The sequence below is a fragment of the Streptomyces roseus genome (assembly GCF_001044425.1).
Taxonomy (GTDB): domain Bacteria; phylum Actinomycetota; class Actinomycetes; order Streptomycetales; family Streptomycetaceae; genus Streptomyces; species Streptomyces roseus.
Genome location: NZ_LFML01000149.1, coordinates 130,423 through 149,743 on the forward strand (window position 1 = coordinate 130,423; position 19,321 = coordinate 149,743).

Genomic DNA, 19,321 nt, shown 5'->3' on the forward strand with positions numbered 1-19,321 from the left:
ATGCCTGACCAGGACAAACTCCGCGACTATCTCAAGCGTGCGACCGCCGACCTGCAGAGCGCCAAGAGGCGCCTGCGCGAGGCCGAGGCCCGCGAGCACGAGCCGATCGCGATCGTCGGGATGGCCTGCCGCTACCCCGGCGGGATCGGCTCCCCCGAGGACCTGTGGGACCTGGTGGCCTCCGGCGGCGACGGGATCACCGGCTTCCCGCTGAACCGGGGCTGGGACGTCGACGGGCTGTACGACCCGGAGCCGGGCACGCCCGGCAAGTCGTACGCCCGGGAAGGCGGGTTCCTGCACGACGCCGACCGGTTCGACGCCGACTTCTTCAAGATCAGCCCGAAGGAGGCGCGGGAGACCGACCCCCAGCAGCGCCTGCTGCTGGAGACCTCCTGGGAGGCGCTGGAGCGCGCCACCATCGACCCGCACTCGCTGCGCGGCAGCCGCACCGGCGTGTACGCGGGCGTCGTCTACCACGACTACCCCTCCGACGGCGGGATCGGCGGTCTCGGCTCGATCGCCTCCGGCCGCATCGCGTACACCCTCGGCCTGGAGGGCCCCGCGGTCACCGTGGACACGGCCTGCTCCTCCTCGCTCGTCGCCCTGCACTGGGCGGTCAAGGCCCTGCGCGCCGGCGAATGCTCCCTGGCCCTGGCCGGCGGCGTGACCGTGATGGCGACGCCGACCTCCTTCGTCGGCTTCAGCCAGGAACGCGGGCTGGCCCCCGACGGCCGCTGCAAGTCCTTCGCCGCGGCCGCCGACGGCACCGGCTGGGGCGAGGGCGCGGGCATGCTCGTCGTCGAGCGGCTCTCCGACGCCCGCAGGAACGGCCACCCGGTGCTCGCCGTCATCCGCGGCAGCGCCGTCAACCAGGACGGCGCCTCCAACGGCATCACCGCTCCCAACGGCCCGTCCCAGCAGCGGCTGATCGAGCAGACCCTGGCCGGGGCGCAGCTCACCGCCGACCAGGTCGACGCGGTCGAGGCGCACGGTACGGGCACCACCCTCGGCGACCCCATCGAGGCGCAGGCGCTGCTCGCCACGTACGGCAAGGGCCGCCCCGCCGACAAGCCGCTGTGGCTGGGCTCCATCAAGTCGAACATCGGGCACGCACAGGCCGCGGCCGGGGTCGGCGGCATCATCAAGATGGTCCAGGCGATCCGCCACGGCGTCCTGCCCAAGACCCTGCACGTCGACGAGCCGAGCCCCAAGGTGGACTGGTCGGCGGGCAACATCCGGCTGCTCACCGAGGCCGTCGACTGGCCCGAGACCGGGGAGCCGCGGCGCGCCGCCGTCTCCGCGTTCGGCCTCAGCGGCACCAACGCGCACGTCATCATCGAGGCTGCGCCGGCCGAGGAGGCCCCGGAGGGCGCCCAGGCCCCCGAAGCCCAGGCCCCCGAAGCCCTCGCCCCCGCGCTGCTGCCGCTCTCGGCGAAGACCGCCGACGCGCTGCGCGCCCAGGCCGCCAACCTGCTGGACCACCTGAGCGCCCTGGACGCCGCCGGTGACGAGGCGCCCGTACGCGACCTCGGCCACTCGCTGGCCCTCACCCGCGCCGCGCTGGAGCACCGCGCGGTCCTCCTCGCCGCGGACCGCGAGGAGCTCGTACGGGGCCTGACGGCCCTCGCCGAGGGGGACGTCCCGGGCGACGCGGCCCGCGCCGTGGCCGAGCCCGACGTCCGCACCGCCTTCCTCTTCTCCGGGCAGGGCGCCCAGCGCCTGGGCATGGGCCGTGAACTGCACGCCGCCTTCCCCGTCTTCGCCGCCGCCCTCGACGAGGCGGCCGCCGCCCTCGACGCCCACCTCGACACCCCGCTCAAGGGCGTCATGTGGGGTGACGACGAGCAGGCGCTGAACAGCACCGCCTACGCCCAGCCCGCGCTGTTCGCCGTCGAGAGCGCCCTGTTCCGGCTCGTCCGCTCCTGGGGCCTGCGCCCCGACGTCCTGGCCGGCCACTCCATCGGGGAGGTCGCCGCGGCCCACGCCGCCGGGGTCCTCGACCTCGCCGACGCGGCCCGTCTGGTCGCCGCGCGCGGCCGCCTGATGCAGGCCCTGCCCGCGGGCGGCGCGATGGCCGCGATCCAGGCCACCGAGGAGGAGGTCCGCCCCCACCTCACCGACGGCGTGGGCATCGCCGCGGTCAACGGCCCCCGCGCGGTGGTCGTCTCGGGCGAGCAGGACACCGTACGGGCCATCGCCGCCCACTTCGGGCAGGACGGCCGCAAGACCAAGGAACTGCGGGTCTCGCACGCCTTCCACTCCCCGCTGATGGACCCGATGCTGGAGGAGTTCCGCGCCGTCGCCCAGAGCGTGACCTGGAACGAGGCCCGGATCCCCGTCGTGTCGAACCTGACCGGCCGCCCGGCCGGGGACGGCGAGCTCCAGAGCGCCGACTACTGGGTCCGCCACGTCCGCGAGGCCGTCCGCTTCTCCGACGCCCTGCGCGCGATCGAGGCCGACGGGGTCCGCGTCCTGCTGGAACTCGGCCCGGACGCCGCGCTCACGCCGATGGCAGCCGACTCGCTCACCGCCGAGGCGGGCGCGGTCGTCGCCCCCGCCCTGCGCCGCGGCCGCGACGAGGAGCGCACGCTCCTGGCCGCCGTCGCCCAGGCGTACGCCCGCGGCGCCGCCCTGGACTGGCCGGCCCTCTTCGCGGCCCGCCCGGCCGCCCGCCCGGCCCGCCGCCTCGCGCTGCCGACCTACGCCTTCCAGCACCGCAGCTTCTGGGCCGACGCCGTCCCGGCCACCCCGGGCCTGCTCGCCGCCGCACGGGGCGGCGCCGGCGGCGCGGCCGACCCGGCCGACACCGCCTTCTGGGAGTCCGTCGAGCACGCCGACGTCGACGCCCTGGCCGGCCGGCTGGAGATCGCCGCCGAGCCGCTCCACGAGGTGCTGCCCGCCCTCTCGAAGTGGCGCCGCCGCCACCAGGACGCGTACACCCTCGACTCCTGGCGCTACCGCGTCGTCTGGCAGCCCGCCCCCGAGGCCCTGCCCGCCCCCGTCCTGACCGGCACCTGGCTGGTCGCGGTGAGCCCGCAGCACGCCGCCGACCCGCGGGTCGCCGCCGTCCTCGCGGCGCTGGCCGACAGCGGGGCCGCCCCCGAGACCGTCGAGGTCGACGGGGAGGACCGCGGCGCCCTCGCCGAGGCGCTGGGCGGCCGTACCGCCGCCGGAGTGCTCTCGCTGCTCTCCCTCGACGAGCGGCCGCACCCCGCACACCCCGGCCTGACCCGGGGCCTGGCCGCCACCGTCACCCTGGTACAGGCCCACGGCGACGCCGGGCTGAGCGCCCCGCTGTGGCTGGCCACCGACGGGGCGGCCGCCGTGGCCGGCTCCCACGAGGTCGCGTCCCTCGCCCAGACCCCCCTGTGGGGCCTGGCCGGAGCCCTCGCGCTGGACCTCCCGCAGACCTGGGGAGGCATCGTCGACCTGCCCGCCGCCCTCGACCCGGCCGCCGCCCGGCAGCTGTGCTCGCTGCTGACCGGTACCTCCGGCGAGGACGCCGTCGCGCTGCGCCCGCAGGGCGTCTTCGTACGCCGCCTCGTGCGCGCCCCCCTCGCCGGCCAGGAGCCCCGCCGCACCTGGCAGCCCCGCGGCACCGTCCTCATCACGGGCGGCACCGGCGGCCTCGGCGCCCACGTGGCCCGTACGTTCGCCGCCGAGGGCGCCGGACACCTGCTGCTCACCAGCCGCCGCGGCCGCGCCGCCGCCGGCATGGACGAGCTCGAAGCCGAACTGACCGCCCTGGGCGCCCGGGTGAGCATCGAGGCCTGCGACGTCACCGACCGCGCCTCGCTGGCCCGGGTCCTGGACTCCGTACCCGAGGACCAGCCGCTGACCGCCGTCGTCCACGCGGCCGGGGCGATGCAGCGCATCGCCCCGCTCCACGACCTCTCCCTGGAGGAGTTCGCCGAGGTCGGCCACGCCAAGGTCGCCGGAGCCCTCCTCCTCGACGAACTCCTCGCCGACCGCCCGCTGGACGCCTTCGTCCTCTTCTCCTCCGGCGCGGCCGTCTGGGGCAGCGCCGGCCAGAGCGCCTACGCCGCCGCCAACGCCCACCTCGACGGCCTCGCCCACCGCCGCCGCGCCCAGGGCCGTACCGTCACCTCCGTCGCCTGGTCCTCGTGGGACGGCGGCATGGTCGACGCCGAACTCGGCGCCATGATGCGCCGGATCGGCGCGCCCGCCATGCGGCCCTCCATCGCCGTCGGCGCCCTGCGCCAGGTCGTCGAGCACGACGAGAGCCACCTCGTGGTCGCCGAGTTCGACTGGGAGCGCTTCGTCCCCACCTACACCCTGGCCCGGCCCCGCCCACTGCTGAACGCCCTGCCCGAGGTACGCGCCGTCTTCGAAGGCGCCGCCGGGGGAGCGGCGGCGGGCGGCGGATCCGCCCTGGTGGCCTCGCTCGCCGGAAAGCCGGAGGCGGAGCAGACCCGCGCCCTGCTGGACCTGGTCCGCGGCAAGGTCGCGGCGCTGCTCGGCTACGACTCCCCGGCGGAGCTGGAGCCGACCCGCGCCTTCGAGGACCTCGGCTTCGACTCCGTCGCCGCCGTGGAACTGCGCGCGCGCCTCAGCGAGGCGACCGGCGCGAACCTGCCGAGCACGATGGTCTTCGACTACGCCACCCCCGCCGCGCTCGCCGCGTTCCTGCGCACCGAGCTGTTCCAGGACGGCGACGGCGGCCCCGCCGACGTGCTCACCGAGCTGGACCGCTTCGAGGAGCTCGCCGCCTCCCTCGACATCGAGCAGATCCGCTCCAGCCGGATCACCTCGCGGCTGCAAGCCCTGGTCGGCAGGCTCACCGACCTCCAGGGAACCGGCGAGATGGTCCGCGACCAGCTCGAATCCGCTTCGGCGGACGACGTCTTCGCCTTCATCGACAGAGAACTCGGCCTGGCCTGACCGAGCCCCGAGCACGTAGCCGACACATTCATCAAAAGGACTCGGTGAGACCCGACATGGCAAATGACGAGAAGATCCTCGACTACCTGAAGAAAGTCACGGCCGATCTGCACCAGACCCGGCAGCGGCTCCAGGACGTCGAGGCTCAGACGCGGGAGCCGATCGCGATCGTGGCCATGAGCTGCCGCTACCCCGGCGGGATCACGACGCCGGAAGAGCTGTGGCAGCTGGTGGCCGAGGGCCGCGACGCCGTGGCGGGCATGCCCACCGACCGCGGCTGGGACCTCGAGGCCCTGATGGACCCGAACCCCGACGCCCCCGGGTCGAGCTACGTCCACCAGGGCGGCTTCCTGGAGAACGCCGGCATGTTCGACCCCGGCTTCTTCGGGCTCAGCCCGCTGGAGGCCGAGGGCACCGACCCCCAGCAGCGCCTCATCCTGGAAGTGTCCTGGGAGGCGTTCGAGCGGGCCGGCATCGACCCCGAGACCCTGCGCGGCAGCCAGGTCGGCGTCTACATGGGCTCGGGCATCCAGGACTACGGCGACTACGAGGAAGGCGTCCCGGAAGCCGTCGAGGCGTTCATGGCGACCTCGCGCGCCTCGTCCGTCATCTCAGGCCGGGTCTCCTACACCCTGGGGCTCGAAGGCCCCGCGTTCACCGTCGACACCGCCTGCTCCTCCTCCCTGGTGGCCATCCACCTGGCCGCGCAGGCGCTGCGCCAGAACGAGTGCAAGCTGGCCCTCGCCGGCGGTGTGATGATCATGTCGACCGCGTCCCCGTTCGTCGCGTTCAGCAAGCAGAAGGGCCTCTCGCCCGACGGGCGCTGCAAGGCCTTCTCCGACACGGCGGACGGCACCGGCTGGGCCGAGGGCGCCGCCGTCATCCTCCTGGAGCGGCTCTCCGACGCCCGCCGCCACGGGCACGAGGTCCTCGCGGTGATCCAGGGCTCGGCGATCAACCAGGACGGCGCCTCCAACGGGCTCACCGCGCCCAACGGCCCCGCCCAGCAGAAGGTGATCCGCCAGGCCCTCGCCAACGCCCAGATCCCCGGCGCCCACGTCGACCTCGTCGAGGCCCACGGCACCGGCACCACCCTCGGCGACCCGATCGAGGCGCAGGCCCTGCTCGCCACGTACGGCCAGGACCACACCGCCCAGCGCCCGCTGCGGCTCGGCTCGTTCAAGTCGAACATCGGCCACGCCCAGGGCGCGGCCGGCGTCGGCGGCGTCATCAAGACCGTCATGGCGATGCGCAACGGCCTGATGCCGCGCACCCTGCACGTCTCCGAGCCCTCCAGCCACGTCGACTGGAGCGCCGGCCACGTCGAGCTGCTCACCGAAGCGCTGCCCTGGCCGAAGGCCGAGGACCACGCCCGTACCGCGGGAGTCTCCGCCTTCGGCCTGAGCGGCACCAACGCCCACGTCATCCTCCAGGAGGCGCCCGAGCCGGCCGCCGAGGAGACCGCCGGGACCCCGGAGGCTTCCGGGGCCCCCGCCGTCGCCTCCCCGGTCCTGCCGTACGTGGTCTCGGCGCGCAGCGCCCAGGCCCTGCGCGGGCAGGCCGGGAAGCTCGCCGCGTTCGTCCGCGAGCGCGCGCAGGACGAGGACCCGGGCGGCATCGGGCACGCCCTGATCACCCGCCGCACCGCCTTCGACCACCGCGCCGTCGTCCTCGGCGGCGACCGCGACGCCCTGCTGGCCGGCCTCGACACCCTCGCCGACGGCGGCAAGGCCCCGCACCTGGTCCGCGGCACCGCCTCCGGTTCCCCGCAGGTCGCGTTCGTCTTCCCCGGCCAGGGCTCGCAGTGGATCGGCATGGCCGTCGAACTGCTCGACTCCTCGCCGGTGTTCGCCGCGCGGATGGGGGAGTGCGCCGAAGCCCTCGCCCTCTTCACCGACTGGAACCTCCTCGACGTCGTACGCGGTGAGCCCGGCGCCCCCACGTACGACGAGGTCGACGTCGTCCAGCCGGTGCTGTGGGCCGTCATGGTCTCCCTCGCCGCGCTGTGGCGCTCGTTCGGCGTGGAGCCGGCCGCGGTCGTCGGCCACTCCCAGGGCGAGATCGCGGCGGCCACCGTCGCCGGCGCCCTGTCCCTGGAGGACGGCGCCCGCGTCGTCGCCCTCCGCAGCAAGATCATCCGGACCGGGCTGGCCGGGCGCGGCGGCATGATGTCCGTCCGCCTGCCCTCCGCCGAGGTCCGCGAGCTCATCGCCCGCTGGGACGGCCGCCTCCAGCTCGCCGTCGTCAACAGCCCCACCTCGGTCGTCGTCTGCGGCCACCCCGAGCACCTCGACGAGCTGTACACCCACCTGGAGGCGGAAGGGGTCCAGGCCCGCAAGATCCCCGTCGACTACGCCTCCCACTCCGTCTTCGTCGAGGAGATCCGCGACGAGGTCCGCGCCGCCCTCGCCGGCATCACCCCGCGCTCCGCCGACGTCTCCTTCTACTCCACCGTCCTCGGCGCCCCCGTCGACACCGCCACCCTCGACGCCGACTACTGGTACCGCAACCTGCGCCAGACCGTCCTCTTCGAGGAGACCACCCGCGCCCTCCTCGACGACGGCTTCACCGTCTTCGTCGAGGCGAGCCCCCACCCCGGCCTGCTCGTCGGCCTCGCCGAGACCGTCTCCGCCGTCGGCGTCAGCGCCGCTCCCGTCGGCTCGCTGCGCCGCGGTGAAGGCGGCATCGAGCGGTTCGCCACCTCGCTGGCCGAGGCCTGGGTGGCGGGCGCGCCCGTCGACTGGACCCTCTTTCACGGCTCCGCGCCCGCACGCCCCGTCGACCTGCCGACGTACGCCTTCCAGCGCGAGCACTACTGGGCCCCGGCCCCCGCCGCCGCGGGCGACGTCGAGGCCGCCGGCCTCGACCCGGCCGGCCACCCGCTGCTCGGCGCCGTCGTCACCGCCCCCGACAGCGACGGCTTCACGCTGACCGGCCGCCTCTCCACCGCCACCCACGGCTGGCTCGGCGACCACCGGGTCGGCGACCAGGTCTTCTTCCCCGGCACCGGCTTCGTCGAACTGGCCGTCCTGGCCGGCGACCGGGCCGGCTGCACCACCGTCGAGGAACTCACCCTGGAGGCCCCGCTGGTGCTCCCCGCACGCGGCGGAGTCGCCGTACGGGTCACCGTCGACGCCCCCGACCCGGCGGGCCGCCGGGCCGTGACCGTCCACTCGCGCGGCGAGGACACCGGCCTGTCGTGGATTCGGCACGCGGTCGGCACCCTCGGCCGCACCGCCGCCCCCTCCCGCGACTTCGACACCACCGCCTGGCCGCCCGCCGGAGCCGAGCCCGTCGACCTCGGCGGCTTCTACGAGAACGTCGCCGCGGAGGGCCTGAACTACGGCCCGGTGTTCCAGGGCCTGACCGCCGCCTGGCGCCTGGACGGCGACGTGTACGCCGAGGCCGCCCTGCCCGACTCCGCCGACGGCTCCGCGTACGGACTGCACCCGGCGCTCCTCGACGCGGCCCTGCACACCGTCGCCCTGACCGGCGTCACCGGCGACCGGGCGGCCCTGCCGTTCGCCTGGTCCGGGGTCACCCTCGCGGCCGAGGGCGCCGCCGCCGTCCGCGTACGGGTCAGCGCGCTCGGGGACGGCGAGGTCGCCGTCGACCTCGCCGACTCGGCCGGACAGCCCGTCGCGTCCGTGGACTCCCTCGTCCTGCGGCCGCTCACCGACGACCGGCTCGCGCAGGACCGCTCCCTCACCCGCGACGCCCTGTTCCGCATCGACTGGCAGCCCCTCCCGGCGGCCGCCGCCGAGGCCTCGCTCACCACCTGGGAGGCCTCGCGGACCGAGGACGGCGAACTCGCCGACGTGGTCCTGTGGGACGCCCCCGCCGGCACCGGCGCCGACGCCGCGCGCACCGCCGCGCACGCAGCCCTCGCCGTCGCCCGCGAATGGCTCGCCGACGAGCGCTACGCCGGCTCGGTCCTGGTCGTCCGTACGAGCGGCGCCGTCGCCGCCCGCCCCGGCGAGGACGTCACCGACCTGGCCGGCGCCACCGTATGGGGCCTGGTCAAGTCCGCCCAGTCCGAGAACCCCGGCCGCATCGTCCTGGCCGACGCGGCCACCGAAGCCGACGTCCTCACCGCGTACGCCGCCGGCGAGTCCCAGATCGCCGTACGGGACGGGGTCGCGTACGCGCCCCGCCTGGTCCGCGCCACCGCCACCGCCACGGACGGCGACGGTGACGGCGGCGAGGCGCCGCGCTTCGCCGCCGACGGCACGGTCCTGCTCACCGGCGGCACCGGCATGCTGGGCCGGCTCTTCGCCCGCCACCTCGTCACCGAGCAGGGCGTCGGCCGCCTGCTGCTGACGAGCCGCCGCGGACCCGACGCCGAAGGCGCCGCCGAACTCGCCGCCGAGCTCACCGGACTCGGCGCGCACGTGGAGATCGCAGCCTGCGACGCCGCCGACCGCGAGGCCCTCGCCGCGCTGCTGGCCGCCGTACCGGCCGAGCACCCCCTCACCGGGGTCATCCACCTCGCCGGCGTCCTCGACGACGGCATCCTCGGCTCGCTCACCCCCGAGCGCGTCGACAACGTCCTGCGCCCCAAGGTCGATGCGGCCCTCAACCTGCACGAGCTCACCGCCGACGCCGAACTCGCCGCTTTCGTCCTCTTCTCCTCCGTCGCCGGAATCTTCGGCAACCCCGGCCAGGCCAACTACGCCGCGGCCAACGCCCTCCTGGACGGCCTCGCCGCCCACCGGCAGGCCCACGGCCTGCCCGCCCAGTCCCTCGCCTGGGGCTTCTGGGGCGAGGCCAGCGGTATGACCGGCGCCCTCACCGACGCCGAGCGCTCCCGCATCTCGCAGGGCGGCGTCTACCCGATCTCCTCCGACGAGGGCGTCGCCCTCTTCGACGCCGCCCGCGCCGCGGGCGACGCCACCCTGGTCCCCGTCAAGCTGGACCTCGGCGCGATCCGCGCCCAGGGCGCCGGCGCCCGCGAGGTGTTCCGCTCCCTCGCCCCGGTCACCGTCCGCCGCAAGGCCGGCGGGAAGATCGAGGCCGGAGCCCTCCAGCAGCGTCTCGCCTCCCTGCCCGAGGCCGACCGCGAGGAGGTGCTCGTCGAGCTGGTGCTGCGCCAGGTCGCCGACGTACTGGGCTTCAGCTCCACCCAGGCCATCGAACCCGAACGGGCGTTCAAGGAGCTCGGCTTCGACTCCCTGCGCGCCGTCGAGTTCCGCAACGGGCTCGCCGAGGCCACCGGACTGCGCCTGCCCGCCACCATCGTCTTCGACTACCCCAACCCGCTCGGCCTCGCCCGCCACCTGCTCACCGAGGTGTCCGGACTGCCGGCCGCCGCGGCGCGGCCCGCCGCCGTCCGCAAGAAGGCTGCCACCGCCGACGACGAGCTCATCGCCATCGTCGGCATGGCCTGCCGCTACCCCGGTGGCATCACCTCGCCCGCGGGCCTGTGGCAGGCCGTCGCCGACGGCGTCGACGCCATCTCCGACTTCCCGCAGGACCGCGGCTGGGACCTCGCCCGCATCTACGACCCCACTGGCGCCCGCCCCGACACCAGCTACGTCGCCCAGGGCGGATTCCTCCACGACGCCGGCGACTTCGACCCCGACTTCTTCGGCATCAGCCCGAACGAGGCGCTCATCATGGACCCGCAGCAGCGCCTGCTGCTGGAGGCCTCCTGGGAGGCGTTCGAGGACGCCGGCATCGACCCGCGCACCCTCAAGGGCAGCCGCACCGGCGTCTACTCCGGGATGATGTACCACGACTACGCGCACAACGCGTCCACCGGCGGCATCGCCTCGGGCCGGGTCTCCTACGTCCTCGGCGTCGAAGGCCCCTCCATGACGGTCGACACCGCCTGCTCCTCCTCCCTCGTCTCCCTGCACCTGGCCGTCCAGGCACTGCGCTCCGGCGAGTGCACCCTGGCCCTGGCCGGCGGCGTGACCGTCATGTCCGACCCCGAGGTGTTCGTCGAGTTCAGCCGCCAGAAGGGCATGGCCAGGGACGGCCGCTGCAAGTCCTTCGCGGGCGCCGCAGACGGCGCCGCCTGGTCCGAGGGCGTCGGCGTGCTCGTCGTGGAGCGGCTCTCGGACGCCCGCGCCAACGGCCACCGGGTCCTGGCCGTCGTACGCGGCTCCGCCGTCAACCAGGACGGCGCCTCCAACGGGCTCACCGCCCCCAACGGCCCCTCCCAGCAGCGCGTCATCCGCGCCGCCCTGGAAGGCGCCGGCCTCACCACCGCCGACGTCGACGTCCTGGAGGCGCACGGCACCGGCACCACCCTCGGCGACCCGATCGAGGCCCAGGCCGTCCTCGCCACGTACGGCCAGGACCGCGACGAGGACAAGCCGCTGTGGCTCGGCTCCCTCAAGTCGAACATCGGCCACGCCCAGGCCGCCGCCGGCGTCGGCGGGGTCATCAAGATGGTCCAGGCCCTGCGCCACGGGCTGATGCCCAAGACCCTGCACATCGACGAGCCCACCCCGCACGTCGACTGGGAGGCCGGCAACGTCAAGCTGCTCCAGGAGCCGGTCCCCTGGCCCGCGCAGGCGGGGCGCCCGCGCCGGGCGGGCATCTCCTCCTTCGGCCTCAGCGGCACCAACGCCCACGTGATCGTCGAAGAGGCACCGCAGGCGACGGCCCCGGCCGGTGAACCGCGCGCACTGCCCCTCGTACCGGTCGTGCTCTCGGCCCGCAGCCCCGAGGCCCTCGCCGAGCAGGCCGCCCGCCTGCACGCGCACGTCACCGGGGACCCGGAGCTCTCGCCCACCGGCCTGACCGACCTGGCCTACTCGGCCGCCACCTCCCGCACCCCGCACGAGCACCGCGCCGCGGTGGTCGCCGCGAGCCGCGAGGAGCTGCTGGCCGGACTGTCCGCGCTGGCCGGCGGGGCGTCCGCCACCGCCCTCACCGGCGCCGGAGCGGTCCGGGGCGCGGTACGGGACGGCAAGCCGGCCTTCCTCTTCACCGGCCAGGGCGCGCAGCGCCTGGGCATGGGACGCGAACTGCACGCCGCCTTCCCGGTGTTCGCGGCCGCCCTCGACGAGGTGGTCGCCGCACTCGACGCCTACCTCGACACCCCGCTCTACGAGGTCATCTGGGGCGAGGACGAGGCGCTGCTGAACAGCACCGCCTACACGCAGCCCGCCCTCTTCGCCATCGAGACGGCGCTCTTCCGGCTCGTCGAGTCCTGGGGCGTCCGCCCGGCCTACCTGGCCGGCCACTCCATCGGCGAGATCACCGCCGCACACGCCGCCGGGGTCCTCTCCCTGGAGGACGCCGCCCGCCTCGTCGCCGCCCGCGGCCGTCTGATGCAGGCCCTGCCCGCGGGCGGCGCGATGGCCGCCGTCGAGGCCGCGGAGGAGGAGGTCCTGCCCCACCTCAGCGACACGGTCGGGATCGCCGCGATCAACAGCCCGCGCTCGATCGTGGTCTCCGGCGAGGAAGGGGCGGTCGACGCGATCACCGCCGTCTTCACCGGGCTCGGCCGCAAAACGACCCGGCTGCGCGTCTCGCACGCCTTCCACTCGCCGCTCATGGACCCGGTCCTGGCCGAGTTCCACCTGGTCGCCGAGAACGTGACCTACCACCAGCCGAAGATCCCGGTGGTCTCCGGGGTCCACGGCGAGATCAGCGAGGACTGGGGCACCCCGGACTACTGGACCCGCCACCTGCGCGAGGCCGTCCGCTTCTGCGACACCGTCCGGCACCTGCACGGCCTGGGCGTCACCCGCTTCGTCGAGCTGGGCCCCGACGCCATCCTGTCGGCCCTGACCCGTACGACCCTCGACGGCGAGTCCGCCCCCGGGCAGGACCTGGTCATCGAGCCGGTCCTGCGGGGGAACCGCGCCGAGCCCCGCACCCTGCTCACCGCCCTGGCCCACCTGCACACCTCGGGCTCGCGCATCGACTGGCAGACGTACTACTCCGGAACCGGCGCACGCCGCGTCGACCTGCCGACGTACGCCTTCCAGCGCCGGCGGTTCTGGATCCCGGACGGCCAGGGCGGCGGCGACGCCACCTCCCTCGGCCTGTCGTCTGTCGACCACCCGCTGCTCGGCGCGGTCATCTCGGCGCCCGACACGGACGGGATCGTGCTCACGGGCCGGCTCGCCGTCTCCGCCCAGCCCTGGCTGGCCGACCACAGGGTCGGCGAGAGCGTGCTCTTCCCCGGCACCGGCTTCATCGAGCTCGCCGTCCAGGCGGGCGACCGGATCGGCTGCCCGGTCGTGGACGAACTCACCCTGGAGGCACCGCTGGTGCTCCCGCAGCACGGCGGGATCGCGATACGGGTCGGCGTCGGCGCCGCCGACGAGGCCGGCCGCCGGCCGGTGACCTTCCACTCGCGCGGCGAGGACGAGGACCTGCCGTGGGTACGCAACGCGGTCGGCACGCTCGCCACGCTCGGCGCCGACGCGGCCGCCGGGTCCGTACGCCCCTTCGACGCGACGGCCTGGCCGCCCGCCGGCGCCGAACCGGTCGACCTCGACGGGTTCTACGCCGACGTGGCCGAGGCCGGCCTGGCCTACGGCCCCGTGTTCCAGGGCATGCGGGCCGCCTGGCGCTCCGGCGACGACGTCTACGCCGAGGTCGTCCTGCCCGACGGGGTCGAGCCGCAGGGCTACGGCCTGCACCCCGCGCTGCTTGACGCGGCGCTCCACCCGGTCGCGCTGTCCGGCGTGACCGGCGGCGAGGCCGCCCTGCCCTTCGCCCTCACCGGCGTCTCGCTCTCCGCCGAGGGAGCCTCCGGCCTGCGCGTACGGGTCTCGGCCCGCGGTGAGGGCTCGGTGGCGGTCGACCTCGCGGACACCTCCGGGGCCCCCGTGGCCTCGCTCGCCTCGCTGATGCTGCGCCCGCTGGCCCCCGGCCAAGGGGCGGCCGGGAGCAGCTCGACGGTCCGGGACGCGCTGTTCCGGATCGACTGGCAGCCGCAGCCGCAGCCGCAGACTTCGGGCGCAGCCGCGGGCGCCGACGGCCGGTCCGTGGTCGCCTGGCAGGCGCTCGGCGAAGGCCCGGTCGCGGACACCGTCGTCTGGGACGCGCCCGCCGGTACGGATGCCGCCGCCGTGCACACCGCCGTGGGCCAGGCCCTGGAGGTCCTGCACGAATGGCTCGCCGAGGAGCGCTTCGAGGGCTCCACGCTCGTCGTCCGGACCCGCGGTGCGGTCGCGGTGGCGGACGAGGGCGTGGGCGACCTGGCCGGCGCCGCCGTCTGGGGCCTGGTGAGGACCGCGCAGTCGGAGAACCCCGGCCGCGTCGTCCTCCTGGACACGGACGCGGACGCGGCGGACGCGGGCGGCTTCGCCGACGTCGCCCTCGCCGTGGCCTCGGGCGAGCCGCAGGCCGCCGTACGGTCCGCGGCCGTCCTCGCCCCCCGCCTCGTACGGGCGGCGGCGGAAACCGCCACGACCGAGCGCGAGGAGTTCGCCGCCGACGGCACCGTACTGATCACCGGCGGCACGGGCATGCTGGGCCGCCTCTTCGCCCGGCACCTGATCACCCGGCGCGGGGTGACCCGCCTGCTGCTGACGAGCCGCCGCGGACCGGCGGCCGAGGGCGCGGCCGAACTCGTCGCGGAACTCGCCGAACTCGGCGCCGAGGTGGAGATCGCCGCCTGCGACACCTCCGACCGCGAAGCCCTCGCCGCACTCCTGGCCGGCATCCCGGCGGCCCACCCGCTCACGGGTGTCGTCCACATGGCGGGCGTCCTCGACGACGGCGTCCTCGGCTCGCTGACGCCCGAGCGCCTGACCGCGGTCCTGCGGCCCAAGGTCGACGCCGCCCTGCACCTGCACGAGCTGACCGCGGGCCTGGACCTGGCCGCGTTCATCCTCTTCTCCTCGGTCGCCGGCGTCCTCGGCAACCCGGGCCAGGCCAACTACGCGGCCGCCAACGCCTTCCTCGACGCCCTCGCCACGTACCGTCACGCGCAGGGCCTGCCCGCCCAGTCCCTCGCCTGGGGACCGTGGACGGCCGAGGAGGCCGGCGGCGGCATGGCCGGCGAGCTGGCCGCCGCCGACAGCGGCCGCATGAGCCGGATCGGCATCGAGTCGCTGACGGCCGGCGCGGGCACCGAGGTGTTCGACGCGGCCCACGCCCTCGGCGCACCCGCGCTCGTGACGATCCTGCTGAACACGAAGGCGATGCGCGGCGCCACCGACCTCCCGGACCTGTTCCGCAGCCTGGTCCCCGCCCGCTCCCGCCGCCGCGCGGACTCCGGCTCCACGGTCGACGTGACGGCCTTCCGCCGCCGCATGGCCGGGCTGTCGGAGGCCGCTCGCACCGACGAGCTGGTCGACCTCGTACGGGCCCACGCGGCCGCGATCCTCGGCCACGCGGGGGCGGCCTCCATCGGCAAGAGCCGCGAGTTCAAGGAGCTCGGATTCGATTCGCTGTCCGCCGTCGAGTTCCGCAACAGCCTCGCCGAGGCCACCGGACTGCGACTGCCGGCCACGCTCGTCTTCGACTACCCCAACTCCCAGGCCCTCGCCGAGCACTTCGCCGAGGAGCTCCGGCCGAGGGAAGGAAACGACGGGGCGGGCCCCGGCCCCGACCCCGACTCCGACGAGGGCAGGATCCGCCGCCTGCTCCAGACCGTCCCGATGGCCCGCCTGCGCGAACTGGGCCTGGTGGACACGCTCCTCGAACTCGCCGACGGACGAACGCACACCACGGAGTCCAAGGCGGTCGCCGCGGAGGAAGAGGCGATCGACGACATGGACGCCGAGAGTCTGATCAACATGGCGCTCGACGGTCTCGGGCTGGACGACGCGATACAGGGAATGTGAGAAGCCGATGTCCGATTCTGACCAGAAGCTGCTCGACGCGCTCCGGGCGTCCATGAAGGAGACCGCCCGGCTGCGGACGCAGAACCGCAACCTGTCGGCCGCCGCGCGCGAGCCGATCGCCATCGTCGCCATGAGCTGCCGTTTCCCGGGCGGGGTCGATTCCCCCGAAAGCCTGTGGCAGCTCGTCGACGAGGGACGCGACGGAGTCTCGGAGTTCCCCGTCAACCGGGGCTGGGACGTCGAGGGCCTGTACGACCCCGAGGGCGAGCGCCCCAACACCACGTACGTCAACAAGGGCGGGTTCCTGCACGACGCGGACCGCTTCGACCCCGCCCTCTTCTCGATCAGCCCCAACGAGGCGCTGATCATGGACCCGCAGCAGCGCCTGCTGCTGGAGGCGTCCTGGGAGGTCTTCGAGCGGGCCGGCATCGACCCGGACACCCTCAAGGGCAGCAAGACCGGCGTCTACTCCGGGATGATGTACCACGACTACGCGTACAACAGCGCGACCGGCTCCATCGCCTCCGGCCGCGTCTCGTACGCCTTCGGCTTCGAGGGCCCGTCCGTGACCCTCGACACCGCCTGCTCCTCCTCGCTCGTCGCCATGCACCTCGCGGCACAGGCCCTGCGGGCGGGGGAGTGCACCCTCGCCCTGGCCGGCGGCGTCGCCGTCATGTCCACCCCCGAGGTCTTCGTCGAGTTCAGCCGCCAACGCGGCCTCGCCAAGGACGGCCGCTGCAAGTCCTTCGCCGCCGCCACCGACGGCACCGGCTGGTCGGAGGGCGTCGGCGTGCTCCTGCTGGAGCGCCTCTCCGACGCCCGCCGCAACGGCCACCAGGTCCTGGCCGTCCTGCGCGGCTCCGCCGTCAACCAGGACGGCGCCAGCAACGGACTCACCGCCCCCAACGGCCCGTCCCAGCGCCGCGTGATCCGCAGCGCCCTGGAGAACGCCGGCCTGACCACGGCCGACGTGGACGTGGTCGAGGCCCACGGCACGGGCACCACCCTCGGCGACCCCATCGAGGCCCAGGCGCTGCTCGCCACGTACGGGCAGGACCGGGACGCCGACAAGCCGCTGTGGCTCGGTTCCCTCAAGTCCAACCTCGGCCACACCCAGGCCGCGGCCGGTGTCGCCGGCGTCATCAAGATGGTGCAGGCGATCCACCACGGCGTCCTGCCCAGGACCCTGCACGTCGACGAGCCCACCCCGCACGTCGACTGGACGGCGGGCAACGTCAGGCTGCTGACCGAGCCGGTCGCATGGCCGGCGGGCGAACGCCCGCGCCGGGCCGGCATCTCCTCCTTCGGCCTCAGCGGTACGAACGCCCACGTCATCGTCGAGGAGGCGCCCGCGCCCGCCGAGCCCGAGACCGGTGCCGACGCGGGCACCGAACCGCAGGACGCGGCCCCCGCGTTCGTGCCGGGGCTGGTGCCGTGGACGCTGACCGGCCGGACGACCGCGGCGGTGCGCGCTCAGGCGGAACGCCTGATCGCGCACCTGGAGACCCTGGACGAGGCGGACCTCGCGGTCACCGGCCGGGCGCTGGCCACCCGGCGCGCCCGGCTGAACGAGCGGGCCGTCGTCCTCGGCGAGACCCGCGAGGAGCTCCTTTCCGGTCTGACCGCCCTGGCCGAGGGCGGCACGTCCGCCGCGGTGGTGCAGGGCACCGTCCGGGAAGGCAAGTCGGCGTTCCTGTTCACGGGTCAGGGTGCGCAGCGTCTGGGGATGGGGCGTGAACTGCATGCCGCGTTCCCGGTGTTCGCGCAGGCGCTCGATGCCGTGGTCGCGGCCGTGGACGAGTACCTGGACACCCCGCTGTACGAGGTCATGTGGGGATCGGACGAGGCGCTGCTGAACAGCACCGCCTACACCCAGCCCGCTCTTTTCGCGATCGAGACCGCGTTGTTCCGGCTGGTCGAGTCGTGGGGGGTGCGGCCGGACTTCCTGGCCGGCCACTCCATCGGCGAGATCACCGCCGCGCACGTCGCCGGGGCGCTGTCCCTGGAGGACGCGGCCCGACTGGTCACCGCGCGCGGCCGCCTCATGCAGGCGTTGCCGGCCGGTGGAGCCATGGCCGCGATCGAAGCCACGGAGGAGGAAGTCCTTCCGTACGTCTCCGACGTCGTGGGCATCGCGGCGATCAACAGCCCGCGGTCGATCGTGGTGTCGGGGGCCGAGGAGGCCGTCGAGGCGGTCCAGGCAGCCTTCACCGGACTGGGCCGCAAGACGACCCGGCTGCGTGTCTCGCACGCCTTCCACTCCCCGCTGATGGATCCGGCGCTCGCGGAGTTCCGTGCCGTCGCCGAGTCCGTGACGTACCACCCCGCCGCCATCCCGGTGGTCTCGGGCGTGCACGGCGAGCTCAGCGAGGACTGGGGTACCCCGGAGTACTGGACCCGCCACCTGCGCGAAGCCGTCCGCTTCTCCGACACCGTCCAGTACCTCCAGGGCCGCGGCGTCGAGACGTACGTGGAGCTCGGCCCGGACGCCATCCTGACCGCCCTGGCGAGCGCCACCGTCGGCGACGTCGAGGGCACCGCCTTCATCTCCTCCTGCCGCCGACAGCGGCCCGAGGCCCGCGAACTGCTCGCGGCCGTCGGCCGTACCCACAACCAGGGCGTCCCCGTCGACTGGGCCGCGTACTTCGGCGCCACCGAGGACCGCTGGGCCGATCTGCCGACGTACGCGTTCCAGCAGCAGCGGTACTGGCTGGAAGCCACGGGCGGCGAGGGCGCCGGGCTCGGCGCCGCGGGCCTGGAGAGCGTCGGACACCCGCTGCTGAGCGCCGCGATCGCCTCCGCGGACTCCGGCGAGGTCGTCCTGACCGGGCGGCTCTCCGTCGACAGCCAGCCCTGGCTGGCCGACCACGACGTCCTCGGCAGCATCCTCTTCCCCGGCACCGGCTTCGTCGAACTCGCGATCCGCGCGGGCGACCAGGTCGGATGCGACGCGGTCGAGGAACTCACCCTGCACGCCCCGCTGATCCTGCCCGAGCGCGGCGGGGCCGCCGTACAGGTCTGGCTCGGCGCGGACGACGGATCCGGGCGCCGTACGGTGACCATCCACTCCCGCGACGAGAACGCCACCGAGCCCGTATGGACGCGGCACGCGGAAGGCACCCTGGTCAGCGGCTCGGGCCTGCCCGCCGCCGCTCTGACGGAGTGGCCGCCGCCGGGCGCCACCCCGACGACGGTGGACGGGGCGTACGAGCTCCTCCTGGAGCGCGGCTACCACTACGGACCCGTCTTCCAGGGCCTCAAGGCCGCCTGGACCTCAGGCGAATCGCTGTACGCGGAGGTCTCCCTCCCCGAGCAGGCGCACGCCGACGCGGCGCGGTACGGCCTGCACCCCGCCCTCCTCGATGCCGCCATGCACGTGGCGCTGATCGACGACGGATCGAGCACCGACGAGTCGACGGTCCTGCCGTTCTCGTGGAACGACGTGGCCCTGCACGCGGGCGGCGCCCCGGCGCTGCGCGTGTGCATCGCCCCCTCCGGCCCCAACACGGTGACCGTGACGGTGGCCGACGCGGAGGGGCAGCCGGTCCTGACGGTGGGCTCGCTGGTGTCGCGTCCGGTGTCGCAGGAGCAGTTGAGTGCGGGTCGGCCGGAGTCGTTGTTCGAGATCGCGTGGCGTCCGCTGGCGGCTCAGGCTCAGG

General features: G+C 74.8%; 3 protein-coding genes. All 3 read left to right on the forward strand.

Annotation, left to right across the window (positions count from 1 at the left end; genetic code table 11):
* The gene (locus ACS04_RS40185) at positions 1 to 4,902 is read left to right on the forward strand and encodes a type I polyketide synthase (RefSeq protein ID WP_048480122.1); all 4,902 of its coding nucleotides are present in this window, start codon (positions 1 to 3) and stop codon (positions 4,900 to 4,902) included.
* Between the two features lie 56 nt (positions 4,903 to 4,958).
* Positions 4,959 to 15,662, forward strand: a complete 10,704-nt coding sequence (locus ACS04_RS30895; protein ID WP_048480123.1) for a type I polyketide synthase — start codon at positions 4,959 to 4,961, stop codon at positions 15,660 to 15,662.
* A gap of 28 nt (positions 15,663 to 15,690) precedes the next feature.
* Positions 15,691 to 19,321 (forward strand): type I polyketide synthase (locus ACS04_RS39800; protein ID WP_425337862.1); only part of this gene is annotated, 3,631 nt, incomplete at its 3' end.